Source organism: Chitinophagaceae bacterium, assembly GCA_016710165.1.
Classification (GTDB): domain Bacteria; phylum Bacteroidota; class Bacteroidia; order Chitinophagales; family Chitinophagaceae; genus Ferruginibacter.
This window is the reverse complement of record JADJLJ010000001.1, coordinates 720,830-747,724: the sequence shown is the minus strand read 5'-3', so window position 1 is coordinate 747,724 and position 26,895 is coordinate 720,830. Positions and strand designations below refer to the sequence as shown.

Sequence of the window (26,895 nt, the reverse complement as noted above, 5' to 3'; positions counted from 1 at the left end):
AATTGTATCCATTTATGTGCTTCAGTGACCCGGTGGCAATATTCTTTTGCCGAGGGGAAAATACCTTCGTGACTTTGGGTCTTTGTGGCTATAACATTTCCTTTGTGTTTCATTTTCAGTTAAATTCGTGTTATCATGAAAGATAAAAAGTACATCTTGTCTGCCGAAGTAGCCGATAAAAAACTCCGCCGCATGGCCCTGCAGGTGGTGGAGCAGAACTATGATGCGAAGCAGCTCATCCTCATCGGCATCAGGGCCAACGGCATCTTTATTGCCAATATCATCAGCAAATATTTACAAGAGGTTTTCAAAGGCGAAGTGATCGTGCTGGAGCTGAGTATGGATAAAAAGAAACCCTCCGTCATCCGCCTGGATAAACAAATGGATTTTAACGGCAAGACGATTTTGCTGATAGATGATGTTGCCAACAGCGGCCGAACCATGCTGTATGCACTAAAACCCCTGCTTGAGCAGCTACCCGAAAAGATACAGACCCTTGCCCTTGTTGAAAGGACCCACAAGACCTTTCCCATTGATGTGGATTATACCGGCCTCTCTGTTTCTACCACCAAAGACGAGCATATCGTGGTGGAAGTAAAAAATGGACAGGTTGCCGGAGCCTGGATGGAATGATTCTGCCGCCCGTACCTTTACCAGGTCTCCCTGTTGTGTAATTGTGGAAGTTTACGCATCAAAGCCAATGCTATGCTTAATCCTTTCTTTCTTCTTACTGCTGTTTTATTTTTTTGCAGCTGCTCAGTAAAAACAGATAACAGTACCGGTATGTTCCGGGATAATCAAACACACCGGACCGAAGCAAAAACTTCCTACGACCTGGTGTATGATACAAAGGCCTGGCGCTTTGACGCCGGTGCACCGGTGCGGTCAACGGCCCTTGTGCATGGCGATGTCCTTTATTTTGGCAATACCCGGGGTGACTTTTTTGCACTGGATAAAAAGACCGGATCTGTAATATGGCAGTATCATACCGGCTTTGCCATCAACGCATCGGCTGCCTGCCAGGGTGGAACCGTTTTTTTCTCCGACAATGAGCAAACAGTGTATGCTTTGGATGAAAACAGCGGGGGACTGAAATGGAAATTCAAAATGGGAGAGAAGATCCCTTATCCCTGGCGGTTCGATTATTATTTTTCTTCCCCCACATTGGTTGAGGATAAAATTATCATCGGCGCCGATGATGGCAACCTCTACATGCTGGAACAAAAGACCGGTAAGGAAGTATGGAGATTCAAAAGCAGGGGATTGGTACGAAGCACCGCATCGGTGAATAAGGAAGATGTGCTGTTTGGAGACACCGAAGGGTATTTTTATGCCCTGGATATAAAGACCGGGAAGGAAAAATGGAACTACAAAATAATCGGTGAACCCCTGAAAATGGATACGCTTGGGTTCGACCGTAAAGCCATCCTTGCCGCACCCGTGGTAAGCAATGATAAAATAGTTTTTGGCGCCCGGGATGGTTATCTCTATTGCCTGGATGCCAACAACGGCAAACTGAACTGGACAATGGATCACGAGGTTTCCTGGATCATCTCCACTGTCGCCATCAAAGATTCCTTTGTGGTTACCGGCACTTCCGACGGAAGATTTGTACAGGCCGTGAACTTAAACACCGGTAAAGAGATCTGGAAACATCCTACCCCACTGGCAACCTGGTCTTCGCCGCTGATCAATAATGATAAGGTTTATGAAGGCTGCTACGATGGGCAGTTATTCTGTCTTGATCTTAAAACAGGTAAACGCATTTCGCAGTTCACAACCAACGGCATCATTTATTCGTCGCCCGTCATCAGCGACAGTTTGCTGTATATTGGCTCGGATGACGGAGGCATGTATGCATTAAGGGGGCAGGCACCGGCCAGTCAAAATGAAAGAAAGCAGTTTGTTTATTATGATGCCGGTATGATAAAACTGTATTTCCGGAATGGGGCAGATGTGCGGATAAAGAATTACCTGCAGGCAAACGGCTTCAAAACTATTGCATCGGATACACTGCCGGCGGTGCTGTCAGACAGTAATACCCATAAAGTGGTCGTTTTTGCCAGCAACTATTTCCCCAAGAGGATCATTGAAGGAGGAGCTAATTCCATCCTTCGGAAATTCCTTGATGCAGGCGGAAGGGTGATCATCTCAGGCAACAATCCCCTGTTCTTTAATGTGGATGAGGCCAAAAAACAAATGACCGGGTTAACAAACCGCAGAATTGATTCTGTGTTGAGTATTGACTACGGCCCTACAGATACCCGTGCGTTCGGTGGACTCTTCAGCGGTTTTGCCAATGAAAAAGGGAAATGGTACGGGCTTCCCGATTTCTGGGTATCCAATTTCGGGATTGATAAAAAACAGGTGGATATTGTTTTGGGTGAAAATGAGAACGGGCTTGCTTCTACATTTGTAAAGAAATACAGGTCAGGCGGTGCTTTTGTCCAGCTTTGGATGCACCCCGAACTGCCGGTTAACCTGGATGCGCTCATTAAACTGGGTGAAAGGGAACTGGAGTAGGGAGTAGGGAGTAAGGAGTAGGGAGTAGGGAGTCAGGCTTCGGATCTCAGGTATTAAAATGCGATCGCATTGAACCGGAATTTCCCGTTTGAATATTCCAGCGCCGGCATGGGGAACTTCACAACATTCAGCAGCGTAAATACAAGTTTCAATCCTTTTTTGTTCGTCTTGATCTTTGTCAGGTCAATATCCGGTGCCAGGTACCACTGGCGGTAGCGTTTTACATCGGGCCGGTAAAAGTTGATGTTGCCGTTATCATCCTTGCCGATGTTCTCATTGGCGCCAAACATCCCTTCGGCCCCGGTGCCGATGGATACATTTAACCAGGCAGGTACCCTGCTTTCGGGAAAAAATGATCTGAGATTCACACTCAGCCAGTAGGTCTGCCCGTTGTAATCCTTTAAAAAACGTTCGGCGGTGCTTTTGCCGAATAGCTTATTGCTTCGCTGGTTCAATGAGGCATCATTGTATGACTTCCGGTGAAATGAAAATTTAAGTTGGATCCGTTGTTCATCCCAGGCAAGTTCCTGTGCCACCAGCATACCGCTTCCCAGGATATTCGCACCAAAATCCGACCAACTCCATCCCCATTCGGCGCTGAAGCCATCCAGTACTTCTATCACTGTTTGATAAAAGGCGCCGCTCATGCCCCCGATCCAGATCCTTTTCTTCCGGTCAATGCCTGTCCAGCGCCAAAGTTCCATGCTGGCCTTGCTTTCGGCATAGGCGCTGTACACATGGCCGATCTTATCGATCTGCTGCCATTCACCAAAATCATTGAAGGAATGAAAATTGGTCTGGGGATAATTCTTGTACCAGGCAGAATAAAGGCCCACCATGGCGGCGCTGTAACCAATGATGTTGGTACCGGCGATTATTTTTGTCCGGTTGGTTATTTGTTTTTGGGTTAATCCGTTGATCCGTTGATCCGTTAATCCGTTAATCCGTTGATCCGTTAATTGGTTAACCTGCCTGCCGGTGGGTAAGGTTGGTTTATTGGTTGAATCCTGGGCAAAAGATGATGAACAGAACGGGATGATGAAAAAAAAGCCGGGTAAAACTGATCTATGTATTGACGATAGTGCCATGGGAAACAAAAATAAGAATAAGCAGGCTGTATTATTGCGTTATAAAAGATTTACGGAAAAGTTAAACGGGTAGATCCGGGTAATGTTAAAACTTAGGAACGCTGGCAACGGGCTTTTTGTTTTTGCCATCCAGGATTGAATTGATATACGACTCTGCGATACTGCTGGCCAGTTGCTGGCCGATCGGCTGGTCGTATTTTTTGTCCCGTTCCATTATTTGCGCTGCAGTTAACGGGTAATCCGGCCAGTTCATCAACTGGTTGCCGGGCCTTTTAAAGTATTGGTTAAGATCGGAAGCAGGCTTTATAGATTTACCAGGAGCGGAGAGAAGCAAAGGACTGAGATGATGTATGGAACTGGCTTTTTCTGCCGGCTTATTCTGTGCGTGTGCCAATGATGTAAAGCCGGATACCAGCACAACAGGTAAAATTGTTTTTCGGAAAAGAAGATACAAATAGCTGCTGTTGGCTGAACGCATAGAACAAATCTACTTATTTTGCATAAATGATGGTTGAATAATATATTTTTGAGGGGTTAAAAAAATGTAAAAATATGGATGCAGCTACACAGCAAAAGATCAACAGCTGGCTTAACTGAAATTATGAACAGCCGGTAAAGGATGAGGTAAGCCGTTTGCAGAAAGAGAACCCTGCCGAACTGGAAGATGCGTTTTATAAGAACCTGGAGTTTGGTACCGGCGGCCTGCGTGGCATCATGGGCATTGGCACCAACCGCATGAATAAATATACCGTGGGCATGGCCACACAGGGCTATGCCAATTACCTGAAGCAATGCTTTGGAAATGAAGTGGGGGTAGTGATCGGTCATGATAGCCGGAACAACAGCCGTTTTTTTGCGGAAACAACGGCCAATGTCTTTGCTGCCAATGGGGTTAAGGTTTATTTGTTTGAAGCCCTTCGGCCTACACCCGAGATCAGTTATGCCATCCGCAAACTGGGTTGCAAGGGTGGGGTGGTATGTACGGCAAGCCATAACCCGAAAGAATACAATGGGTATAAAGCCTACTGGGATGACGGTGCCCAGATGGTACCTCCGCATGATAAGAATGTGATCCGGGAAGTGGAAAAGATCCATTCAGTGGATGACGTGAAGTGGAGAGGGGGAGAAGCAAACATTACCATCATCGGCAAAGAAATGGACGAGGCCTACCTGGAAATGGTGAAGGGGCTTTCTGTTTATCCCGAAGTATGTGCAGCTCAACATGACCTGAAAATTGTTTACACACCCATACATGGTACGGGTATTATGCTGGTGCCGCAGACATTGGCAAAATATGGTTTCACCAATGTGCATATTGTGAAAGAGCAAAGCATTCCGGATGGGAATTTCCCGACGGTGGTTTACCCCAACCCGGAAGAAACAGAAACCATGAGCATCGGGTTGAAAAATGCAAAGGAACTGGATGCCGATATCCTGCTGGGTACAGACCCCGATGCCGACCGGGTGGGCATTGGGGTAAAGAACCATAAAGGCGAGTGGATACTGATGAACGGGAACCAGACCGCCCTGCTTGCTTTCAATTATATGATCGAGGCAAGAAAGACAAAAGGATTGCAGCAACCCAATGACATGGTGGTTAAGACCATTGTTACCACCGATATGATCGATGTGATCGCAAAAGCAAGCGGTGTCAGCTGTTACAATGTGCTCACCGGTTTTAAATGGATAGCCGCATTAATAAAAGAGAAAGAAGGAAAGGAAAAATACATCATTGGCGGCGAAGAGAGTTTTGGCTTGATGATCGGTGACGAGATACGGGATAAGGATGCGGTAAGCGCTGTTGCCTTGCTTTGTGAGATGGCAGCATATGAAAAGAACAAGGGCCGCAGCCTTTTTGATAAACTCATTGACCTGTACCTGCAGTACGGGTTGTACAAAGAAAGCCTGGTAAGCATTACGAAGAAGGGAATGAACGGTGCCAAAGAGATTGCCGGCATGATGGAGGGCTACCGGAAAGATCCGCCATTGGTCATTGACGGCGCTGCTGTTGCAGAATTACTGGATTATGAATCACAGGTGGGTAAAAATTTGCAAACCGGTGAAAGCTGGAAGATAGACCAGCCAAAGAGCAATGTGCTGCAGTTTGTACTGGCGGACGGAACAAAGATATCGGCCAGGCCAAGCGGTACGGAGCCTAAGATAAAATTCTATTTCAGTGTAAATGCAAAACTGGATAATGCAGCAGCCTTTGATGCAAAAGAAAAAGAACTGGATGGGAGGATCGACAGGATCATAAATGAAATGAAGCTTAAGTAATTAAAGACTGCTTATAAAATTTTACACTTTAAATGCTCCGCCAGCTGGCGGATTTGGGGTAAATGAGAAAATACGAAGACAGTTACCAGCACAAGGGCCTCCGCAAAAAACTGATGGACCTGCTCAGGGAAAAAGGCATTACGGATGAAAATGTGCTGCAGGCCATGAACAATATTCCCCGGCATTATTTCCTCGACAGCGCTTTTGATAAGATCGCTTATGAGGACCGGGCGTTCCCGATAAGCGAGGGGCAAACCATTTCGCAACCGTATACCGTTGCTTACCAGACACAGTTGCTGCAGGTAAAACCCAATGAGAAGATCCTTGAAATAGGTACGGGAAGTATCTACCAGGCAACCGTGCTTGCCGAAATGGGAGCCCGGGTGTTCACCATTGAACGGCAGAAAAAATTATTTGAGAAAACAAAGCAGTTTGTCTTAAAGAGCCAGTACCCGAATATAAAATTCTTTTACGGGGATGGATATGAAGGACTGCCGACCTATGCTCCTTTTGATAAAGTGATCATCACCGCTGCAGCGCCCTTCATTCCGCCAAAATTAATTGATCAACTGAAGCCCGGAGGCAAGATGGTGGTGCCGGTGGATGAAGATCATCACCAGCGTATGCTGCGTATCACCAAAAATGAAGATGGAACCACCCGTGAAGAAGCGTTTGATAATTTTTCCTTTGTGCCGATGCTGAGCGGGAGGAATGGATGATGTTTGAGGTTTGAAGTTTGTGGTTTGTGGTTTGTGGTTGTGCCTTATGTGTAACCGACCTTTAAACGCCTTAAACCTTTAAACGACTTTCAACCCTTAAACAATTTTCAACCTTTAAACAATTTTCAACCCTCAAACAATTTTCAACCCTTCAACGACTTAAACGTTTCCCTCATGCGTTTCTTTTCAAAATTTACGGTGCTGTGCAATGCCTGCTTTCTCATATCGGTTGTTTTATGGTATTTTGAAACACAAAATAAACCGGCGGGTAGTTCAGACCAGGTAATACCGCTTCCCTGGCTGGAAAGCACGCTGGTGATACTTGGGTACGGGGCCATTATTGTCAATGCTCTTTTCTTACTTCTTTGTCTGATCTTTACTGCATTTAAAGTGGATATGCGCATAGCCCGGTGGATAATAATTTTTAATATCGTAATTTTCTGCTGCCAGGTCTATTTTCATTTTTTCTTTAAACAGCACCAATGATACACAACATACTCAAAGACAAAAGCACGAAGCTTTTCATATTGCTGGCGGGTATTTTTATTACCAGTGCATTGATCGCAGAAGTGATCGGCGTAAAGATATTTTCCCTGGAAGATACGGTGGGAGTGCCGCGTGCCAACATCAATATCTTCGGCAGCCCGTTCAGTTTTCACCTCACGGCGGGTGTATTACTGTGGCCCGTTGTTTTTGTGATGACCGATATCATCAATGAATATTATGGTACCCGGGGTGTAAAATTCCTTTCTTACCTCACCATCGGACTGATCGGTTATGCATTCCTGATCTTCACCGGTGCGATCAGCCTTTCGCCCTCTGAATATTTTTCCGTCGGCAACGGCATAGATAAACCGGATAATGCGTTCCGGGGGATTTTCGGCCAGGGCATGTGGATCATCATTGGTTCCATGGTTGCATTTTTGGTAGGACAGGTGCTGGATGTGCTGATCTTTCACCGGATAAAGAAATTGACCGGCGAAAAAAGCATCTGGCTGCGGGCAACCGGTTCCACATTGGTATCCCAGCTGGTCGACAGTTTCGTGGTACTCTTCATCGCTTTCTATGTGGGCAAACGTATTCAAACCGGGCAGGGCGATCCCTGGAGCCTTCACCAGGTCCTGGTAACCGGTACCGGGAATTACCTATACAAGTTTGCGGTAGCCATATTGCTCACCCCGTTATCTACCTTGTTCATGCATGGATCGAAAAATATCTCGGCAAAAACCTGGCAGCGGAAATGAAAGATGCAGCGATGAGGGCAGAAGGGTAGGTTGGTTGTATGTTAATCCGTTAATTTGTTAACACGTTAATTTGTTAATCCGTGTAATTAGTGACTATTATTTTCCTTTTGTAAAATTCTTATTGATCCAAACCACGGCTTTACGGACATAATATTCGGGGTCATTTTCCAAAGGGGTTACCAGTTTTTTTATTTCAGCATGAAGCGAAGGTTCCCGGGTATACCATTCCACCAAAACCAGGCTTAACCGTCTTTCCCAGGAATTTTCAGAACTGTTGTATTTTTTAGCCAGGGCAAATATTTCCTGTTGATGTGTTTTAAGGATGGGTTTTAATCCCTGCATGCCCATGGCATCACAAACAGCCCAGTTATCAATACCCGGGGCAAAATGCTGAATGAATTTCAATGACCTTGCCGGGTCTTTTTTTGCGATACAGCCCAGCATCTTTACCGCGATCATCTTTTCTTCATAGGCGCCAGCATCCCAAAGTTCTTTTACCAGATCAAATCCGCCCGCTTTGAATTGTTTTGCCAGTTCATTCAATACCGGCATTCGTACGCCATATACTTTGCTGTTCACGCCCGGCACAAAATTCTTCTGTGCTGCCAATGCGGCTTTGTTACTATTGGCCTTTAGTATTGCCTGTATGGCTTTTAAGTTACTGCTCATGCGGTTTTTTTATAGATCCTGTATGCTTAAGTAGACCAGAAACAGACATGCCATCAAGTAGATGAATCAGCCACAAAGACACGAAGGCACTAAGAAAAATTTTTTAAACTTTGGCAAAGTTCGAAACTTTACCAAAGTTATACAGCCTTATTTTTTAATTCCTCTTTCCCCCGGCACGGCGGACCTTTTCTTTTCATCCAGTGTGGCAAATATCTTTTTGTTCAGCCGGAAAGAGGTCCTGTCAAAATGTGGCAATTCAACGGCACCCGGATGCGACAGCGCCATTTGCCGGAATGTTCCAACAGTAACCATGCTGCAATATACTTTTTTAAGAAACCTATAAGGTCTTTAAGACCTTATAGGTTTTTTGATAGCTTTTAGATCTCCTTCTCTGGTAAGGTTAGCTGATCGGTTTGTTGAAAGTTCAGCATACTGATTGTTGATGTGTATAGAGCAGTCATTATCAGTGTTTTGGTGCTTTAGGGATACCCCGCTCATCCGTTTTACACAGCCTGGGTTCAAATATTTTGTATGTAGTAGCCTGAACAGTAGGGCGTTTGCCTGCCTTTTATTAACTTTACGAACTGCACACTACAACATGAAAGCTCAACACCAACAACTACTGCCTCTGAAACAGTTTGGTTTTAAGGCCCTGATACTGTTTTTTTTACTATCAGCGGCGCTGTTTACCCATGCACAATGTCCTCCTAATCTTGATTTTGAACTGGGAGATTTCACCAACTGGCAATGCCAATCGGGTGGATTTAATGGCGTGATCACGTTAGCACCAACCCCTCCAACACCGGGGAGACACGATATGTTATCTTCTTTACCGCCCGGTAACGGACGGGATGCTTATGGATTGTTCACAAAGAACTGTCCGAATGGAAGCGGCCATTCTGTTAAGATCGGTAACGAGATCACCGGTACTACAGCCGATGCGGTTTCATATACTTTTACAATTCCACCGGGGCAGAACACGTACAACCTGATATATAATTATGCCATCGTATTAAATGATGCCGGGCATACTCCCGACATGCAACCCCGGCTATTGATAACAGTGATGAATGTTACGGATGGCATACCATTGCCCTGCCCGCTTGACCCGATCGTTGTAACGGGCAGTTTACCCGGTTTTTTTGATTCACCAAACCGGGCGCCCAATGGCAGCCTGGTGAGATGTAAGGACTGGGCTGCAGCCTCTATCAAATTAGACAACAATGCAGGCAAAACGATCCAGATCACATTTACAGTGACAGGTTGCGGCTTAACGAACGGAAGCCATTTCGGGTATGCTTATATAGACGTGAATACGGGGTGCAGCAGTGCATTTATTGGAGCAGCGTATTGTGCGGATGACACAGCCATCAATGTTACAGCTCCCTTTGGATATCAGTCATACACCTGGTGGGATGCAGGTTTTACAACAATACTGGGTACAAACCAGGTGATCAATTTTAACCCACCACCACCACCCGGAACCACCATCGCTGTGGTAATAGAACCATTTTCCGGGTATGGTTGCCTGGATACCTTATATGCCGATCTTTTGGACACGTTAAATATCCGGTCGGATGCCGGCCTCGACAAATTAGCTTGCAACCTTACCCCCGTTCAGATCGGGGTGCCCCCCAAACCCGGTCATGTGTACTCCTGGAGCCCGGTCACGGGACTAAGTAATGCTGCCATATCGAACCCAATAGCAACTGTTTCAACCACCACGCAATACGTGGTCACTACTTCCAGTGCCGGAGGTGGGTGTGTGAGCAAGGATACCGTTATTGTATCTGCAGCAGTCCTGGACAGCAGTATACTGTTGTTAGGAAAGGACACCTATTGTATTGGTGATCCGCAGGCAGCGGTATTAAGGGTACAGCCTGCAGACAGTATCCAGTGGTACCGGAATGGTATTGCAATACCCGGTGCAACCCAAACGCAATATAATGTTACCCAAACGGGTGCATACCATGCCACGGTCTTCAGTTTTGTTGGCTGCAGCTCAAACACAGAAATTAAAACCATTAACGTTTATGACAACCCCGTAGCAGGTTTTAATCTGAACTCTCCAACAAGCCAGTGTTTCAGGAATAACCAGTTTGCTTTTACCAATACGAGTACCATTGCATCGGGAACGATTCAATATAGCTGGGATATGGGGGATGGTACTGTTTTAACGACCACCGATGTGAATCACAGTTATGCACAGGCCGGTACCTATACCGTAAAACTCATGGTTACTTCCGGTAATGGCTGTAAGGACAGTCTTATCCGAACCGTGAATGTTTACCCGAGTGCAACTGCGGATGCGGTAGTTAATACAAATAGCCAGTGCTTCACGGGCCACCAGTTCATTTTCACCAATAATACCACTGTTGAATCCGGAACGCTTGTGTACAACTGGAGCCTGGGCGACGGCAATATTGCAAACACCCCGGATGTAACACACAGTTATGTGCTGCCGGGTTCATATACAGTGAAATTGTTAGTGATCACGGATAAGGGATGTGCAGACAGTATCAGTATTAATGTTGCGGTAAATCCAAGCCCGGTGGCAGGGTTTGCTGTGAACAATGTACAACAGTGCTTCGGCGGAAATAATTTTGTGTTGACCAATACCACTACCATTTTTTCCGGTACCGTTAATTACAATTGGGACCTGGGTGATGGAAATACAGCAACCACTGCAAATGTGAACCATAGTTACCTGCAGTCGGGCGATTACCGTATCAGGATGCTTGCAACTTCAGACAGCGGTTGTGTTGACAGCAGTTTCAGGGACGTGAAGATATTTGCATACCCCCTGGCCGATTTTCTTGTAAGGGTTCCGGCCTGTATCAACCAGGAAGTGCTGGTAATAAACAAAACACTCAACAACACATCTTCCACGCTTAATTACGTGTGGGATTTTGGCAACAGTCATACTGAGTTCGTAAGAAGCCCGGCATACAGTTACCCGGCACCTGGCAATTACAACCTGCGTTTATCGGTAAGCACGGCCCAATGCCCGGCAACGGTCACTACAAAACTGGTACCCGTTGTTATTGAAGCACCGGCACCCGGCATGGTTTATCCCGATAAGGAAGCTGTGTTTAATTTCCCGGAAAAACTATTTGCCCGCCAGATAGGTACCAGTGTGCTGTGGAGCCCGGGTATAAGCCTCGATAACCGGTTCAGTTATTCACCTGTATTCAGGGGAATAAATTCACAGCTATATACCATAGAATTAAAAACAGCGAGTGGCTGTATCACCGTTGATACCCAGTTTGTAAAAACAAAGAAAAAGATCGAGATCTATGTGCCCACGGTATTTACACCCGGCAACGACGGACTGAATGATTACCTGCGTCCGTTGCTGATGGGATTTGATCACGTAAACTACTTCAGGGTGTATAACCGCTGGGGCAAACTGATCTTCCAGATGAAGAGCGACCGGCCGGGATGGGATGGAAGGGTTAACGGGCAACCAGCCGAGATGCAGACGGTGGTTTGGATGATCGAAGCTGTGGACGTGGATGGCGTGACACACAGGAGGCAGGGTACAACCGTGCTGATCCGGTAACACGATCGGACTTTGATTAAAGGGTTCGTGTCAGCTACTGTATTTGTCCGGGCAAACAACCATTAGAGAAAAAATAATTAACAAAATACAATGGCTTTTCGTACTCATGTTTACCGTTTTTTAGTGCTGTTCTTTTTGATAGCAGGCAGCAGTAAATTCACACAGGCCCAATGCCCGCCTAATATAGATTTTGAACTGGGCAATTTTAATAACTGGGAGTGTTTATCACAAAGCGGCTATACAGGCGGATCGCCGAACCCGGTTCCTGTTCCGCCCACGCCCGGAAGGCATGATCTGCTGTCGAACCCCCCGGGTAATGGTAATGACCTGTATGGCGGGTTCCCGAAAAACTGTCCCAATGGCAGCGGGCATTCTATAAAGATCGGTAACGAGGTTACCGGCACTACGTCAGACGGGGTTTCCTATACATTTACCATTCCCGCAACTTCAAATACGTTTAACCTGATCTATCATTATGCCATCGTTTTAAATGATGCCAATCACCCGGCAAACCTGCAGCCAAGGCTGGTGATCACCGTGGAGAACGTTACAGACGGAACCCCCCTGCCTTGCCCGCTGGATCCGATCGTTGTGAATGGCAGCTTACCGGGTTTCTTTACTTCCCCCATTACCGCCCCCAACGGCAGTACGGTAAGATGCAAAGATTGGGCAGCGGCCTCCATTAAACTGGATAACCTGGCCGGCAAGACCATTAAACTTACATTTGCCGTTAGCGGTTGCGGATTAACAAACGGAAGTCATTTTGGTTACGCTTATATTGATGTTAATTCGGAATGCAGCAGTTCATTTATCGGCGCCACCTATTGCCCGGATGATACATTCATTAATGTGACCGGGCCTTTTGGTTACCAGACATACACCTGGTGGGACCAGACCTTTACAACGATACTGGGCAATACACAGGTCATTAATTTTACCCCTCCACCACCGCCGGGTACGATATTGAAACTGGTGGTGAATCCTTATAACGGGTATGGATGTATCGATACCCTCACCGCTACTTTACAGGATACCCTCACCATACAATCCGTTGCCGGGCCAGACAGGACATCCTGTAATAATACACCGGTACAACTTGGTGCGATCCCTACGCCGACCTATCTCTATTCGTGGAGCCCGGTCACGGGACTGAATAATCCTGCCATATCAAACCCGATCGCTACTCCGGCAATAACCACTGAATATATACTTACTACTTCCCATGAGGGAGGGGGATGTGTTTCAAGAGATACCGTAATGGTCTTTGCAGCGATACAGGACAGTTCCATCCAGCTTATCGGGCTGAATACTTTTTGCCTGGGTGATCCCCAGTCTGCCCTGCTGCTTGTTCAGCCGGCAGACAGCATACAATGGTACCGGAATAATATTGCCATACCCGGGGCTACCCAAACACAGTACAGTCCAATACTGAGTGGTACTTATTATGCCGCCGTATTCAGTTTTGTTGGCTGTGTATCCACCACCGATGAGATCGTTATAACCATTCATGAGGTACCGGTTGCCGCGTTTTTAACCGACCAGGTGAATCAATGCTATAAAGACAACCTGTTTTCATTCACCAATACCAGTACCGTTTCATCCGGGTCATTGCTGTACGATTGGGATTTTGGCGATGGCAATACCGCTACCACGGCCAATACAACCCATACCTATGCTACACCCGGCACCTACCAGGTACGAATGATCGCCACAAGCGCCAATGGATGTAAAGACACCAGTATCACAACGGTGCAGGTATATGATATGCCGGTTGCCGGTTTTACAATAAACCTGGCCGACCAGTGTTTTAAGAACAACCAGTTTGTATTCACCAATACCAGCACCATTCCATCCGGTACCATGCAATATGCCTGGGACCTTGGCGATGGTACAACAGCTACCACGCCCAACGTAACGCATAGCTATGCCCTGCCGGGAACATACAATGTGCGGTTGGTTGTTACCTCCGGCAATAACTGTGTGGATGATTCCACATTTGCTGTTACGGCCTTCCCCACACCGGTTGCCAGTTTTGTTCTGAACAGCCCTGTTCAGCAGTGCTTTAAAGACAACCAGTTCGTGTTTACCAATACCAGTACTGTATTTGCAGGCAACCTGCTGTATAGCTGGGATATGGGAAATGGCAACCTGTTCACCACAAAAGATGTTACGTATACCTACCCCGTCCCGGGCAATTACACCGTTAAACTGCTCATCACAGCAGCAAATGGCGGATGCCAGGACAGTACCTTATTTAATATTACGGTCAACCCCACACCTGTTGCCGGCTTTACTATAAACCAGGCCAGCCAGTGCTTCAACAATAACCAGTTCATCTTCACCAATACCAGTACTGTTTTTTCCGGCACCTTGCTGTATAACTGGGACCTTGGTGACGGAACCACCGCAACCACCGCCAACATAACCCACAGCTATGCACAACCGGGAACATATAAAGTAAAGTTACTGGTAACCGCAACGGATGGGGGTTGTGTAGACAGCAGCCTGTTTACCGTAGCTGTCTTTGCGTACCCGGTTGCCGATTTTTTAATTCAACCGCTGACCTGTATCAATTTACCGCTGTATGTAGTGAATAAAACAATTAATACCACTACTACCACGCTTGATTATTTGTGGGAATTCGGTAATGGGCAGACTTCCACCATGCGTACACCAATTTACAGTTACCCTGCCCCGGGCAACTACAAGATCAGGCTGACCACAAATATCACGGGATGCCCAACACCCGTAAGTGTGCGTGAACTTGATATTAAGGTAGATGCCCCTGTGCCCGGCATCACATATCCTGAATTTGATGCCCGTTATAATTTCCCCGAACTGCTGCATGCAAGGCAGATCGGCAATACTGCCATCTGGAGCCCGGCCACCAGCCTGGATACCCGTTTCAGTTATACGCCCACATTTAAAGGGGTCAATTCACAACTATATACCATTGAATTAAAAACGGCAGCCAATGGCTGTATCACCGTGGATACACAACTGGTGAGGACGCTTAAAAAGATCGAGATCTATGTACCTACGGTATTTACACCAGGTGGTGATGGATTGAATGACCTGCTTCGCCCGTTATTATTCGGCTTCGATCATGTGAATTATTTCAGGGTTTATAACCGCTGGGGCAAACTGCTTTTCCAGATGAAGAGTGACCGGCCGGGTTGGGACGGGAAGATAAATGGCCAGCCATCAACAGAAACACAAACGGTGGTATGGATGATAGAAGCCGTTGATGTGGATGGCAAGCTGCACCGGAAGCAGGGTACAACGGTGCTGATGCGATAGGAACCTAAATCTTACAGGTTTTTATAAAAAAAGCATCCGCCCAATGGCGGATGCTTTTTTGTTTCGTAGAGAAGAAATTTATTTCAAAGAATGCCTGCAGTTTTATTGCAGCCTTCTCAGCATTGATGCGGCAGTGCGTTGCCTTTTTTGCAGGTACCACATGTCCAACACTCCAAAACTGCGTTGCTGGTTGTCTGCTTTCATGTCAACGGTGTTTGTTTCTTTTGATTCATTTGATAAATCTTTCTGCTCTTTCTTGTTCAGGGTTGCATGAGCACCCATTGTTTCATTTTTCATATATCTCTGTTTAGTCTTTACACAATAAAATTCTCCATACGTCAGGCGTGATATAGTCTGGCAGCGGATCTCGGGGCAAACAGCAGGTTTAAAAAACCATTATCTATCGCGGATAGTTCTGAATTGCGCCGCAAATATACAGACTGTTTGGTTCACGGCAATGGATAAAAGCAGTTAAACGGTTTAAAAAAATGTTAAACGAGCATTATCATCGATAACCGAATGAAAGCGGTATTTATTTTAATTTACCTTACAGGTTGGAGATCATAGGTTTTAATGCAGCATTGGATTCTTATTTTTAATTAAACCTGAACAATCATTATGAAACGGTCACAAATATTGTTTTTTATTCTTTTTTTCATGTCTGTTAACCTGCATGCACAAATCTCTGCACCGGCTGCAAATGATGTTTTAAAAAAGGCCGTTACGGATGCCGGTATTCAAAATAAAAAGTATTGCTCATCTTTCATGCCTCCTGGTGCGGCTGGTGCCATAAGATGGATACTTCCTTAAATGATATTTCTGTAAAAAGATTCTTTGATGATAATTTTGTGATCACCCATATCACTGTACTGGAAAGCAAGGGCAAGGAAAGACTCGAAAATCCCGGGGAAAAGAAATGATGGAAAAATACTAATGGAAAAGACCAGGGGCTGCCTTACTGGGTGGTGCTGGATAAGAATTATAACCTGCTTTTTGATTCACAGGTAAGAACAACAGCCGCAGACGGAACGGTCAGGGGGTCAAATACAGGATGCCCGGCAAGCCAGAAAGAAGTGGATCATTTTATAGATGTCCTCAAAAAAACAACTCCGCTCAATGCTTCGCAACTGGCGGTCATTGCAGATCGCTTCCGGAAAAATGAGCATTAACGGAACCAGTGAAAAGCAATGGCCTGCCCATACCTGCTTCTTTGATTTCTTATTGTATATTTAAAGATGCAAAAAACAACCGGGCCTGTGCTCAGGCGGGAGATCGGTGCAAGCAGTCTTGCTTTAAATGCCATTAACCTGACCGTAGGTGCCGGTATCTTTGTTCTTCCGGCAACGGTTGCAGCCGGCCTGGGACCGGCAGCCTTTATCGCTTACCTCGTTTGCGGATTGCTCGTTGTTCTGATCATGCTTTGTTATGCCGAAGTGGGCAGCAAGGTCGTTTCAACCGGTGGTTCTTATGCATATGTTGAAAAAGCATTTGGTCCCCTGGCCGGATTCCTGGTCAACAGTCTTTTCTGGATTGGTTTTGCTGCTGCTTCCAACGCTGCCGTGGCCAATGCGCTTACCGATATGCTCGCCCTGTGGATCCCTCCGTTCTCACTGAACTATGTAAAAATTATTTTTTTCAGCGTTGTATTCTTTTCCCTGGCATTCATAAATATCCGGGGAGTAAAGGAAGGGGCGGGGTTTGCTTCTGCGGTAACATTGATAAAAACAGCGCCGCTTGTGCTGCTGATCATGGTAGGGTTGTTCAGTATATCCCCTCAGAATCTTGCGATAAAAACCTGGCCGGGAATTATAAGCATTGGGGACGCTTCACTTATCCTTTTTTTTGTATTCATGGGTACTGAAACCGCTTTAAGTGTCAGTGGCGAAGTACGGGATCCTGAACGGAATATTCCCAGGGGGATATTCATGGGTGTTGCCGGCATATTGATCATATACCTGTTGATACATTTGGTTGCACAGGGCGTTTTGGGAGACCAGTTGGCAGTAAATAAGAATGCCCCGCTGGCAGCATTGGCCACCAGCCTGGTCGGTGTTAATGGCGGTACCGTCATTCTTGTAACCAGTGTCTTCTGCATGTTTGGTACTTTGAGCGGCGACCTGCTTGCCTCACCAAGGGTTTTATTTGCGGCGGCTGAAGATAAACTGCTGCCTGGTCTGCTCGGAAAGGTTCATCCAAAATTTGCCACCCCCTATTGGGCGATCATTGCCTACAGTCTTGCATGTTTTATTTTTGCATCCAGTGGCGGATTCAGGCAACTGGCAGTTTTGGCCAGTGCTTCTGTTTTGATCATTTACCTCGCCGTGGTGCTGGCCACCATCCGGCTTCGTTATCAAAAGAAGCCCATTGAGCCGGGTACTGACCAGGAAGATGCCATTATTGAAAGTACAGGAAGGCACGAAGAACCTGGAGTTCCGGTACCCGGCAGTATTAAAACACACCGTGGTTTCAAAATGCCCGGGGGGATCAGCATTCCGGTGCTTGCCATCATTACCATTGGATGGTTCCTGTCGCATATCAGCATGGCAGAAGTAAAAGCCATTTCAATATTTTTTGCGGTGACCACCGTATTCTATTTTGCCTGGAAGTTCACCCGGAAGAAAATAAAATAGGGTGGGTTACCGGTGCCGTAAGGACCTAACGCCTTTTAGTGAGGGGATCATTGATGGGAACCCTGGTCACCTGAAAACGGTTGTACCTAACCGATATTTTTTTATATTGTACGGGAATATTCAAAACCAGCTTTTTTATGAAATTAAAATTCTTCCTTTTATCGCTGCTTATCATTTCAGGCAGCCCCCTTTATGCCCAATCGGTGTATGAGCTGGATTATTATTATGATACCGGGAATTTGCGGCAGGCATATAAGGCATTCCTGTACAGCAACAACGACGGTACCGGCTTTATACGGGTACGGTATGTAAACCGGCAGTCCAGCGCAGATATCCTGGTGCATATGGACCTGCAGGAGGATTACGGAAGGGATAAGGATAATAATATGGAGTATGGCAAAAAGATATTCCGGGGTATAAATCCACGGGTGATCAGAGGGGATAGCGGCGTTCAGTATACCCCGGACCAGTATTGGTTCAGGGTGAATTCCGTGTCGGGGTATTTTGAACCCTGGGAGGTTATTACAGACAGGGCGGGTACGCAATACAATGGGGTATATACCAGTACTAATTTTATTGAAATGGGAGCGCTGACCCAGGATTTTGTATTAAACTATTTTACAAAAGAAGATGGCTTTTATAAAAATCTTTTTGAACCCAAAGGCCGGGGAGGAAATACCGTGCGGGGAGCTAAATTGCATTTCATTTCCGTGACCAATACCGAAGTGGAAGACATCGGGAAAACCTGCGCTGTAGATAAACAGGCAACCTATAAAACATTTTCATCCATCGCATCCGTATTGCAGATCCCTTTTAACGCAAAAGAAATTTCAGGCACGGAATTCAATAAGAAAAATGTATTGGAAGCGGTCAATGCGCTCAGCCCGGGTGAGAATGATATTGTCATCTTTTATTATTCCGGCCATGGCTTCAGTAAAAAGAACAACTCCCTTTTATTCCCTTACCTCGACCTGCGCACCAATTACAAGACGCAGAAACTTGCCGATGCGGAATTAAATATCGAAGAAGTATACAACATGATCAACGGGAAAAAGGGTAGGGTAAAACTTGTATTGAGCGATTGCTGTAACTGGGGTGAGACCACCCGGAGTATAATCAGTCCCAATATAGCCGGGCTTCGTGGATCGGCACTCCGGTTAAATCTTGCGAATTGCCAGGCATTGTTCCTGAGCCCGGAGCCGGTTTCCTATTTAATGACGGCCGCTTCCAAAGGCGAAGTGTCGGCCGGTACACTGGCTAAGGGAGGTTTTTTTACATCACAATTCAGGGAGTCGCTGGAAAAATACATGGGTATAGGTTTTACGGATGAATTTTCGTGGTGGGATGTAGTTAACCAGGCCCAGGCAGAGACCATTAAAGTAGCCAGGGGAGTGGATTGCCCGCAGCCGGAAAATAATAAGATCATTAAACCCTGCAAGCAGACCCCGTTGTTTAAAAAGAATTAGGATCCGTACCGGGTTTAATCATTACCAGGCCCGGCGGTGATGGCGGCAGATAATTTGGCGTAGAGTTCTTTATCCGATCCGGGGTCCAGGTACTGTTTTAAAGTACGTTCGGCTTCCGCAAGATCCTTTTCTTCGATCAGGATCGTAACCAGCCGCTCGGTATAGGAGTTCAGCCAGAACTTTGAAGCGATCCCTTTCTCCAGCATCTGTCTGTAAAATGCTTTTGCCTCGGCTGTTCTTTTGTTGCTGGTATAAAATTCGGTAATGGAATAGTTCATTTGCTGAAAACGGTCGGGGTCGTAAAGCACAGCCTTGCTGTAATGGTAGATGGAACTGTCTTTTACCGCATCTTTTACACCATACAGTTTCCCGAGGTTGAAATGAACATAGGCGAGGGTGGGATCGATCTGCAGGGCCTTCTTATAAAAACGGATGGCCATGTCAAATTGTGAAGGGGCTTCAAAATAAACATTTCCCAGTTCATTGTAGAGGTCCCGGTTGCTGCCGATCTTATCCAGCGCTTCGGTATACACCGCAATGGCCTTGTCTTTATTTTTCTGTTTGCGGTAAAGCCTTGCCAGCGCAAAATAATTATCACCCGTAGAAGGATCCAGTGCGATCGCTTTTTTAAAATTTTCCTCTGCCTGTAATGTATCCCTGCGGTTGTATAAATAATAGGTACCCAGGTTCCGGAACACCTCTCCATTTTCCGGGTTCATTTCCACCGCATAGTGCAGTATGGCTAGGGCGCTGTCTTCGTATTTTGCACGGGAATAAAGCGCAGCCAGTTTCTGGTAGCCCGATGCAAAGCCCGGGTTGCAGTTAATGGACTTGTAAAAGAATTTCCGGGCGATCGTGAAGTAAAGGCTGTCGGTGCGTATGCTTCCAAATTCGGGTGATATATAATCCGCATTGGCAGTTCCGTAATTTTCATTGGCATACGGGTCGCAGGGGTCTATATCGATCGCTTTCCTGAAAAAATATTTAGCGGAATCAAATATTTTCTGGTTGTAGTAGGTCATCCCGATATTCCGGTACGCATTGCCCATCAGGTTATCCAGCTGCGTAGCCATTGTAAAATACCGGATGGCCTTCTTCTTATCGTTCTTTGAAATATAATAATTCCCCAGGCCATTCATGGGATAAGCCCATTTGGGCGCTATATCTGCTGCCTTCTTGAAATAATATTCGCAGGAGTCATCCTGCATATCCTGGTATATCCATCCCATCAGCTGGTACCCTGCGGCGGATTGCGGTTCACTGGCTATCGCCTGCCGGCAAAGCCGTACCAGTTCTTCCTGCTTTGTTTTTTTATCCGCGTAAGCGGCCATTGTTCTCAGGAAATCAAGTTTTGCATGAAGCGGTTCCACCAGGGCCGGTTCCTGCTTCAGTATATCAAATGCTTTCTCCATCATGGTTGCCGCCACGTCAAAACCAGTGGTTACCAGTGTCTTTAATTTTTTTATCTGTTCACCCAGGTCTGTTATGGCAGCCTTGTCGCTTTCCCGTTTATCTTTATTGATCTCCTTTTCCATATACACAATGTGGATCAGCCCCTTCCCGCCGAGGAACAGGTTTATCTTTTGCTGGCAGAAGTTCAGGTATTTTGCCGCCAGCGAATATTTTGCATCTTCGGAGATCATACTGCCCGGCCATTTTTTTTCCATTTCCTGGTAAAATGTTTCGGCAGACGCTTCACCAACCAGTTTCTCCGTTTTTAGTGCGTCGTTGAACTGGTTGTAGATCTTTATTTGCATCGTGTCATTGCCGGAAAGGTCGCCAACCCCTTTTACCCCCGGCCTGGCGTTGTTTACCGCAAATACATTTTGGTCGGAACTCAGTTGCTGAAGTTTTTTTGAATATTCCCAGGCAGTAAAAGTGGGGGCATCTACTTTGCTGATGGTGTTAAGGTCTTTTTCGGCACAGCAGTAATAAGGTATCTGAACAGTATTGAAAGAGGTGCGGGCAATCCGCTTCACCTGGTTCTTTACATAGGTGGATATTTCGCCCAATGATACCCTGCCGTCGTTGTCGCCATTCAGCGAATCTTTATCAGCAGCACCTGCCAGGCCATCTATCAGGTAATACGTGAACAGGCCATGCCCGTTACCGATGGAGGGGCTTTCAATGGAAACCTGCCCGGCGCCTGTTGAAAGCAACAGGGTTTCCCCCATCTTCTGCTCGGCTATGAAATTGTTGGTGAAATTCTGCTGGCCTTCTTTTCCACCCGGAAGTTCATTGGTCCGGCATGCATCCATGATCAGCAATACATCCACTCCCCGGGCTGCCAAGGGCTTTATGAACAGCGTTTTTACCGTATGCATGTTGATGTTCCCGGTACCCAGGTAATTGTGGTCATCCTTATTTGGCTCGCAGTCGTAGGGAAGGAAAAAATAGAGATCTTCGCTCATCGCATCCCCGTGGCCGCTGAAGTAGAGATACAGGCGGTCGCCCTTTTTCAGTTTCCTGCTTAGCAACCAGCTATAGGCTTTTACATTAAAGTCGGCAGCTTTTGCACTGTCGTTGATGAGCGATAATATATTTTCGGGTCTTGTATTCCCACCGGAAGGGGTTTGTAAAAAGTCGCGGAATAACAATGCATCCTTATCGGCATATTTCAGCGGGGTTATGCCGGGGTATTTGGAAACACCGGTAATAATGGCGTATACATTGCCCGTGCTACTGTCGGCCGTTGCTGTTGTGGCAACAGTTACCCCCCTGCTTGTACCGGGCGGCTGTGCCTGCATGAGAAAACCGGCAAGGCATAAAAGAAAAAGGAATAGTGTCTTTTTAGCAAATAAATAGATCACTTGCATGGCTGGTTTTTTTAAATGCTATTCTTAAAAAGTACAGAGGGCTTGAATTAAAAAAGCGATCTGATTTTCAGCGATGAAGGATTTAAACTATTTTCTCCGTAGGAGATGATCGGTTTCCCAAGATAAACATTTTAGTTATAAATAATTAGGAAACAGCGTATTAAATTACTAAATTTCTGAAATATTTTTAACCCGGTAGTTCAAAAGATCATGAGGATCACATTCCATATGCGTAAAACCCTGAAAGATCATTTTTTTGGGATCATTACTGTTTGTCTTATCCTGGTATTTTTTACCGGCTGTGCAGGATCGCATGTTGGTTCTGCCGGAAAGGGTGAGGAGCTGAACATGAAGATCATGGAGAACCGGGATGTGGTCAGTTTCAGCCAGTTGAAGGAACAGTCGGCACCATCCCTTGCTATGCGTGGGAGAAATAAATCAAGGGGACTGGATATGTTGGTGGGCTCTGTTGCCAGTATTGCCACGGATGCCATCAAGAAAGTAATAGCCAATGAACAGAAAAAATACATTGCCAATTACCAGTTTGCTCTTACCGACTTGTATTTTTATGACCAGATTTCGAATGAGGGTCCTTTTGATCCGGTTGGCATGCAGTTTTCCGGATTTAAGATAACCCGTACGTTTACAAATAGTGAAGGAGAGATCGATACCGCATTTACAGCCAGCTTTTCCCTCGATACTTCCAACCTCTATGAGATACTGAATAATTCCATGTTCAGGTTGCGGTGCAGCGATTTTGATCTTAAATATGCAAAGGCAAAAATTGCTGCCGGCGGTGCCAAAGAACTGAATATGGATATCGAGATAACATTCAGGTCATCCTATGTGAGTTCCGATGCGGTTCTGTATGACAATGTAAGCCTGGGTAAATTCTATCTGTTTGTGCGCAATGCCCCTTTGGAAAATTCGGCAGCAAATTACAGGGCATATTATTCAGCCATGAAAGGAAAATTACTCACAGGAAGGTCATTCATCGTTCCCCGTTCATTTGGATACCACCTGGAAGACGGGGACGCAAAGCCGGGCTACAGCCAGGGAGCGTATACGATCGACGTAAAAGTGAAAGAAAGCAGTAAGAATGTGTTTGTTTCAAAAGTTATCGTGGAAAACACCAACCTGATGATCGATTCCTATCGTGAAAAGGCGGTAAAAATGATAAACAGGAATTTACCCGGCAAACGTTGAACCGTTATGATACAGCCTCATTTTTCAATTTAAAAATTTTGTATGTTGAAGATCAGAACCCTGGTTCTATCCGCCCTGTTCAGTTTGGTAACTGCCTGTTCGGTTTCACAGACAAAACATGCCCTGGTGGTGGCGATCGGAAATTATCCTGATCCCATCAATAACGGGTGGGCGGTCATTAACTCGTTGAATGATGTTGCACTGATCAAGAATGCACTGGTCAACAGCCAGCAGTTCAGTGAAAGGAATATACAGGTACTGACCGATTCCATGGCTACCAAAAAAGGCATCGTGGATGCACTGGATAAGCTGATCGGGAACGTAAAGGAAAATGATATCGTGATTGTCCATTTCTCCAGCCATGGAGAGCAGATCGAAGATGATAACAATGATGAGATCGATGGCCTGGATGAGGTGATCGTTCCTTACGGCGCTGTCTTTGATGCGGACCCGGCCAAATTCAGCGAGCTGTCGTCTGCTTATTTGCGGGATGACCTTTTTGGCGACCGGGTAACCCGGTTAAGGAATAAGCTGGGTAAGAACGGAGACCTGCTGGTGATCATTGATGCCTGTCATTCCGGTTCCGGTACAAGAGGAGTGGAAACTGCCAAGATACGCGGGGGGAATATTCCAATGGTGAGCAGTAAGTTCGGTACACAGCATTTACCGGTCAAAGATGAGAAGGGGGTCTTTAATGAAGGGCCGGCAGCAAGGCTCAGTGATAATGCAGCCACCTTTGTGGTGATTTCGGGGGCGCAGGCAAAGGAAGTTAATTATGAATGTTATGATGATAACAATAACCCCGTGGGTTCATTATCCTATTCATTCAGTAAAACCATATCATCCTTAAAGGGGAATATAACCTACCGGGGACTTTTTGCAATGATCGAGAATATCATGCGGGAAAAAGCGCCCAAACAAAAACCGGTCCTGGAAGGGGATGGTATCGACCGGGAACTTTTTGGAGGAAAATATGAAAAGCAGCAACCTTATTTTACCATCAACCGGGGCCAGAGCAAGAATGACCTGGTTGCTTTAAATGCCGGGTTTGTTTCGGGCATAACAAAAGGATCGGAGATCAATTTCTTTAACCCGGGTACCACCGGCACGGCAGGTAAAAAAAGGATCAACAGCGGCAAGGTCATCAGTACATCCCCATTTACCTCCGTGGTAAAACTGGATAGTGCGGATGATAAATTAATAAACCTCAATCCATGGGCATTTATCAATGAATTATCCTATGGGGGAGAAAAGCTTAAATTCTCCGTGCGGGATATCAAAGCCGTGGCCAAAATGGTGCAGGACAGCCTGAAGGATTTTCAATTGGTTGAATTCAATGCGAACTATGACCTGATCCTTGACACGTCGGGCTCCACAAACAACTGGGCATTAAAATATCCCAACAGCGGCGCTGTTTTCCAGGATGGGTTTGTTTTTTCCAGGACGCAGAATATGGAAGCCCTTAAAGAAGCGCTGAAAAGGTATGACCGCTTCCGCTATTTGAAAGGCTTATCAATTAATGAATCCGGCCTTTCGGCAATTGTGGAATTGGTCTTTCTGGATGCTAAAGGGAAAATTGACAGTGTCAGGCTGGCATCAAGGACCCATTTTGGGCGGCTGGAGCTATTGGAGGGTGATGATGTTTATTTACGCATCATCAATAACGGCAACAAACAATTTTATATCAACATAGTAGATATTCAGCCCGATGGTATCATAAACCCGGTGATGCCCAATAAGAACCTGAAGGACAGGAATGGCAACCCGTATCCGTTAAAATGGGAGGACTGCCTGGTCAAAAAATATGATACCCTTTTTCTCCGGGATTATCCCATCAGCATCCAGAAACCCTATGGGGAAGAAATATTCAAAGTATTCCTGTCCACGTCGGCACTTGACCTGGAAGATATTTTAACAACAAAGGACATCAAGGCAGCCAGTAATAAAAGAGGGGTATTGAGCGGGTTGGAAAAAATATTCATCAGTTCCAACATCAATGAGAACGGGACAAGGGGTGGGGTAGGAACAAAAGTAAATGCAGACCAGAATGGGACGGTTTTTTCACTGAACTTCCAGATATTACCAAAGTAAATGCCGGGGGCATTGGAATTATTGTAAAAAGAAACATCCTTATTGATCGTTATGAAAAAAATATTGTTGCTGCTCTTCGGTATGGTTGTTTGTGCCGGGCCGGTTTCTGCACAAACTTCCACCGGGTATAATAACCAGGGACTGGTAAAGTTCAAAGCAAAGGATTATGCCGGTGCCTTACTGGACTTCAATAAAGCCATTGAACTGGATGCAACGAATGAAAAAGCATTGCATAACAGGGGATTGGTAAAATATGCACTCAAGGATTATGAAGGTGCCATAAAAGATCACAGCAAAGCCATCGAACTGAACCCATCTTATTCCAATGCATACAACGACCGGGGGCTTGTTTATTACCGTCTCAATAAGACGGCAGAGGCCCTGCAGGATTATACAAAGGCCATTGCAGCCGACCCGGCTTATTTCACTGCCTATAAGAACCGGGCCGTTGCACAATACGCTGCCAGGAATTACAATGCTGCCATTGCCGATTATGAAAAATGTATTGAGCTGCAGCCCGCCAGTGCAGATGGGTACATGGGCAGGGGCAATGCAAAGAACATCCTGAAAGAGTATGCAGCAGCTATCAGGGATTTCAGCAAGGCCATTGAACTTGACCCCTCCTTAGCGGCTGCATTCCTGAACCGGGGCAATGCAAAATTTTTGATGAATGATATGGAGGGGGCACTGGCAGATTTTAAAAAAGTGACGGTATTGCAGCCGGACAATGCCAATGTGTATTTTAACCTGGGGGTCATTTACGGAAGCCAGCATAAGAGCAGTGAGGCGATCGCTGCATTTAAACGATACAATGTGCTGCTGCCAAATGAATGGAATGGTTATAAGGGAACAGCGGATATCTATTATTTACAGCTTAACCGGTACGACAGCAGCGAATTCTTTTACAATAAAGCATACCAGTTGAATAAGCAGGAAAAGGATATCCTGCAGCGCTACGGCTACAGCCTGCTGAACCAGAAAAAAATACCCGAGGCCATTGTCCTGTTCCGGAACCAGGTAGCATACCTGCCCGATGATTACTGGGGCTATTATAACCTGGGCGCAGCCTACAGTATGGGCAAGCAACCTGCCGAAGCCATTAAAAACCTGGATATCGCTTTGAACAAGCGCATGGTGGAACTGGATCACTGGCAAACTGATAAGAACCTGAACAATGTGCGGATGCTGGAAGATTTTAAAGGGATGGTGAAGAAATATTTTACGAAGGAGACCCTGGCGAAATACCCGGCGCTTTTTGGCGGATTTTAGATGTTCTGCAGTAACTTTCCACCCTGCTTTGCCTT

At 46.0% G+C, this 26,895-nt stretch carries 19 protein-coding genes and 2 pseudogenes; 15 read left to right on the top strand and 6 right to left on the bottom strand.

Annotated elements, in window-relative coordinates:
* Positions 1-135: 135 nt before the first annotated feature.
* Positions 136-633, top strand: a complete 498-nt coding sequence (locus tag IPJ02_03270) for a phosphoribosyltransferase (GenBank protein ID MBK7374600.1) — start codon at positions 136-138, stop codon at positions 631-633.
* A gap of 72 nt (positions 634-705) precedes the next feature.
* Positions 706-2,523, top strand: coding sequence for a PQQ-binding-like beta-propeller repeat protein (locus IPJ02_03265; protein ID MBK7374599.1), 1,818 nt, complete (start codon positions 706-708; stop codon positions 2,521-2,523).
* A 53-nt stretch (positions 2,524-2,576) separates the two neighbouring features.
* Here the strand turns inward: IPJ02_03265 and IPJ02_03260 are convergent, their stop codons facing one another.
* Both IPJ02_03260 and IPJ02_03255 read right to left on the bottom strand, forming a co-directional pair.
* On the bottom strand, positions 2,577-3,611 hold the full coding sequence (locus IPJ02_03260) for a DUF2279 domain-containing protein (GenBank protein MBK7374598.1): 1,035 nt from the start codon (positions 3,609-3,611) through the stop codon (positions 2,577-2,579).
* A gap of 85 nt (positions 3,612-3,696) precedes the next feature.
* Positions 3,697-4,089 (bottom strand): hypothetical protein, encoded by a 393-nt coding sequence (locus IPJ02_03255; protein MBK7374597.1) that lies wholly within the window; start codon positions 4,087-4,089, stop codon positions 3,697-3,699.
* Positions 4,090-4,163: 74 nt separating this feature from the next.
* On the opposite strand from IPJ02_03255, the pseudogene IPJ02_03250 reads away from it, so the two are divergent.
* The 4 genes and pseudogenes from IPJ02_03250 to IPJ02_03235 all read left to right on the top strand — a co-directional run bounded on the left by IPJ02_03250 (position 4,164) and on the right by IPJ02_03235 (position 7,880).
* A pseudogene (locus IPJ02_03250) lies at positions 4,164-5,888 on the top strand (phospho-sugar mutase).
* A gap of 62 nt (positions 5,889-5,950) precedes the next feature.
* Positions 5,951-6,607, top strand: coding sequence for a protein-L-isoaspartate(D-aspartate) O-methyltransferase (locus IPJ02_03245; GenBank protein ID MBK7374596.1), 657 nt, complete (start codon positions 5,951-5,953; stop codon positions 6,605-6,607).
* Between the two features lie 174 nt (positions 6,608-6,781).
* A complete protein-coding gene (locus tag IPJ02_03240; GenBank protein MBK7374595.1) occupies positions 6,782-7,093 on the top strand; it encodes a hypothetical protein in 312 nt (103 codons plus the stop codon).
* Positions 7,090-7,880, top strand: a pseudogene (locus IPJ02_03235) (queuosine precursor transporter). Before IPJ02_03240 ends, IPJ02_03235 begins: the two are co-directional and overlap by 4 nt.
* Before the next feature lie 67 nt (positions 7,881-7,947).
* On the opposite strand, the gene IPJ02_03230 reads toward IPJ02_03235, so the two are convergent.
* Positions 7,948-8,520 carry a DNA alkylation repair protein gene (locus IPJ02_03230; GenBank protein ID MBK7374594.1) on the bottom strand — a complete coding sequence of 191 codons (573 nt, stop codon included), beginning with the start codon at positions 8,518-8,520 and terminating at the stop codon, positions 7,948-7,950.
* A gap of 147 nt (positions 8,521-8,667) precedes the next feature.
* Complete coding sequence (locus IPJ02_03225; protein ID MBK7374593.1) at positions 8,668-8,832, bottom strand: MmcQ/YjbR family DNA-binding protein; 165 nt, start codon at positions 8,830-8,832, stop codon at positions 8,668-8,670.
* A gap of 286 nt (positions 8,833-9,118) precedes the next feature.
* Here IPJ02_03225 and IPJ02_03220 point away from each other — a divergent pair, with 286 nt between their 5' ends.
* Positions 9,119-12,082, top strand: coding sequence for a PKD domain-containing protein (locus IPJ02_03220; protein ID MBK7374592.1), 2,964 nt, complete (start codon positions 9,119-9,121; stop codon positions 12,080-12,082).
* 90 nt (positions 12,083-12,172) lie between these two features.
* Complete coding sequence (locus IPJ02_03215; protein ID MBK7374591.1) at positions 12,173-15,382, top strand: PKD domain-containing protein; 3,210 nt, start codon at positions 12,173-12,175, stop codon at positions 15,380-15,382.
* Between the two features lie 102 nt (positions 15,383-15,484).
* Here IPJ02_03215 and IPJ02_03210 read toward each other — a convergent pair whose 3' ends face one another.
* Complete coding sequence (locus IPJ02_03210; protein MBK7374590.1) at positions 15,485-15,679, bottom strand: hypothetical protein; 195 nt, start codon at positions 15,677-15,679, stop codon at positions 15,485-15,487.
* 455 nt (positions 15,680-16,134) lie between these two features.
* Here IPJ02_03210 and IPJ02_03205 point away from each other — a divergent pair, with 455 nt between their 5' ends.
* The 4 genes from IPJ02_03205 (at position 16,135) to IPJ02_03190 (ending at position 19,478) form a co-directional block, all read left to right on the top strand.
* Positions 16,135-16,302, top strand: coding sequence for a hypothetical protein (locus IPJ02_03205; protein MBK7374589.1), 168 nt, complete (start codon positions 16,135-16,137; stop codon positions 16,300-16,302).
* Positions 16,303-16,347: 45 nt separating this feature from the next.
* Positions 16,348-16,551 (top strand): hypothetical protein, encoded by a 204-nt coding sequence (locus IPJ02_03200; GenBank protein MBK7374588.1) that lies wholly within the window; start codon positions 16,348-16,350, stop codon positions 16,549-16,551.
* A gap of 66 nt (positions 16,552-16,617) precedes the next feature.
* Complete coding sequence (locus tag IPJ02_03195) at positions 16,618-18,012, top strand: amino acid permease (protein ID MBK7374587.1); 1,395 nt, start codon at positions 16,618-16,620, stop codon at positions 18,010-18,012.
* Positions 18,013-18,149: 137 nt separating this feature from the next.
* Positions 18,150-19,478 carry a caspase family protein gene (locus tag IPJ02_03190; protein MBK7374586.1) on the top strand — a complete coding sequence of 443 codons (1,329 nt, stop codon included), beginning with the start codon at positions 18,150-18,152 and terminating at the stop codon, positions 19,476-19,478.
* Between the two features lie 14 nt (positions 19,479-19,492).
* Here the strand turns inward: IPJ02_03190 and IPJ02_03185 are convergent, their stop codons facing one another.
* Complete coding sequence (locus IPJ02_03185; protein ID MBK7374585.1) at positions 19,493-22,294, bottom strand: tetratricopeptide repeat protein; 2,802 nt, start codon at positions 22,292-22,294, stop codon at positions 19,493-19,495.
* A 210-nt stretch (positions 22,295-22,504) separates the two neighbouring features.
* On the opposite strand from IPJ02_03185, the gene IPJ02_03180 reads away from it, so the two are divergent.
* The 3 genes from IPJ02_03180 to IPJ02_03170 are packed head-to-tail and all read left to right on the top strand — an operon-like array spanning position 22,505 to position 26,860.
* Positions 22,505-23,500, top strand: a complete 996-nt coding sequence (locus IPJ02_03180; protein MBK7374584.1) for a hypothetical protein — start codon at positions 22,505-22,507, stop codon at positions 23,498-23,500.
* A 42-nt stretch (positions 23,501-23,542) separates the two neighbouring features.
* The gene (locus IPJ02_03175) at positions 23,543-25,591 is read left to right on the top strand and encodes a caspase family protein (protein ID MBK7374583.1); all 2,049 of its coding nucleotides are present in this window, start codon (positions 23,543-23,545) and stop codon (positions 25,589-25,591) included.
* 51 nt (positions 25,592-25,642) lie between these two features.
* Entirely contained in the window at positions 25,643-26,860 is a 1,218-nt protein-coding gene (locus IPJ02_03170) for a tetratricopeptide repeat protein (GenBank protein MBK7374582.1), read from the top strand.
* Positions 26,861-26,895 lie beyond the last annotated feature (35 nt).

Excerpts from the sequence above, each read along its gene's own strand:
- IPJ02_03210 (MBK7374590.1), bottom strand. The coding sequence starts at position 15,679 with ATGAAAAATGAAACAATGGGTGCTCATGCAACCCTGAACAAGAAAGAG.
- IPJ02_03180 (MBK7374584.1), top strand. The coding sequence starts at position 22,505 with ATGAGGATCACATTCCATATGCGTAAAACCCTGAAAGATCATTTTTTT.
- IPJ02_03195 (MBK7374587.1), top strand. The coding sequence starts at position 16,618 with ATGCAAAAAACAACCGGGCCTGTGCTCAGGCGGGAGATCGGTGCAAGC.
- IPJ02_03230 (MBK7374594.1), bottom strand. The coding sequence starts at position 8,520 with ATGAGCAGTAACTTAAAAGCCATACAGGCAATACTAAAGGCCAATAGT.
- IPJ02_03190 (MBK7374586.1), top strand. The coding sequence starts at position 18,150 with ATGAAATTAAAATTCTTCCTTTTATCGCTGCTTATCATTTCAGGCAGC.
- IPJ02_03260 (MBK7374598.1), bottom strand. The coding sequence starts at position 3,611 with ATGGCACTATCGTCAATACATAGATCAGTTTTACCCGGCTTTTTTTTC.
- IPJ02_03270 (MBK7374600.1), top strand. The coding sequence starts at position 136 with ATGAAAGATAAAAAGTACATCTTGTCTGCCGAAGTAGCCGATAAAAAA.
- IPJ02_03225 (MBK7374593.1), bottom strand. The coding sequence starts at position 8,832 with ATGGTTACTGTTGGAACATTCCGGCAAATGGCGCTGTCGCATCCGGGT.
- IPJ02_03220 (MBK7374592.1), top strand. The coding sequence starts at position 9,119 with ATGAAAGCTCAACACCAACAACTACTGCCTCTGAAACAGTTTGGTTTT.
- IPJ02_03215 (MBK7374591.1), top strand. The coding sequence starts at position 12,173 with ATGGCTTTTCGTACTCATGTTTACCGTTTTTTAGTGCTGTTCTTTTTG.
- IPJ02_03170 (MBK7374582.1), top strand. The coding sequence starts at position 25,643 with ATGAAAAAAATATTGTTGCTGCTCTTCGGTATGGTTGTTTGTGCCGGG.
- IPJ02_03255 (MBK7374597.1), bottom strand. The coding sequence starts at position 4,089 with ATGCGTTCAGCCAACAGCAGCTATTTGTATCTTCTTTTCCGAAAAACA.
- IPJ02_03245 (MBK7374596.1), top strand. The coding sequence starts at position 5,951 with ATGAGAAAATACGAAGACAGTTACCAGCACAAGGGCCTCCGCAAAAAA.
- IPJ02_03185 (MBK7374585.1), bottom strand. The coding sequence starts at position 22,294 with ATGCAAGTGATCTATTTATTTGCTAAAAAGACACTATTCCTTTTTCTT.
- IPJ02_03175 (MBK7374583.1), top strand. The coding sequence starts at position 23,543 with ATGTTGAAGATCAGAACCCTGGTTCTATCCGCCCTGTTCAGTTTGGTA.
- IPJ02_03240 (MBK7374595.1), top strand. The coding sequence starts at position 6,782 with ATGCGTTTCTTTTCAAAATTTACGGTGCTGTGCAATGCCTGCTTTCTC.
- IPJ02_03265 (MBK7374599.1), top strand. The coding sequence starts at position 706 with ATGCTTAATCCTTTCTTTCTTCTTACTGCTGTTTTATTTTTTTGCAGC.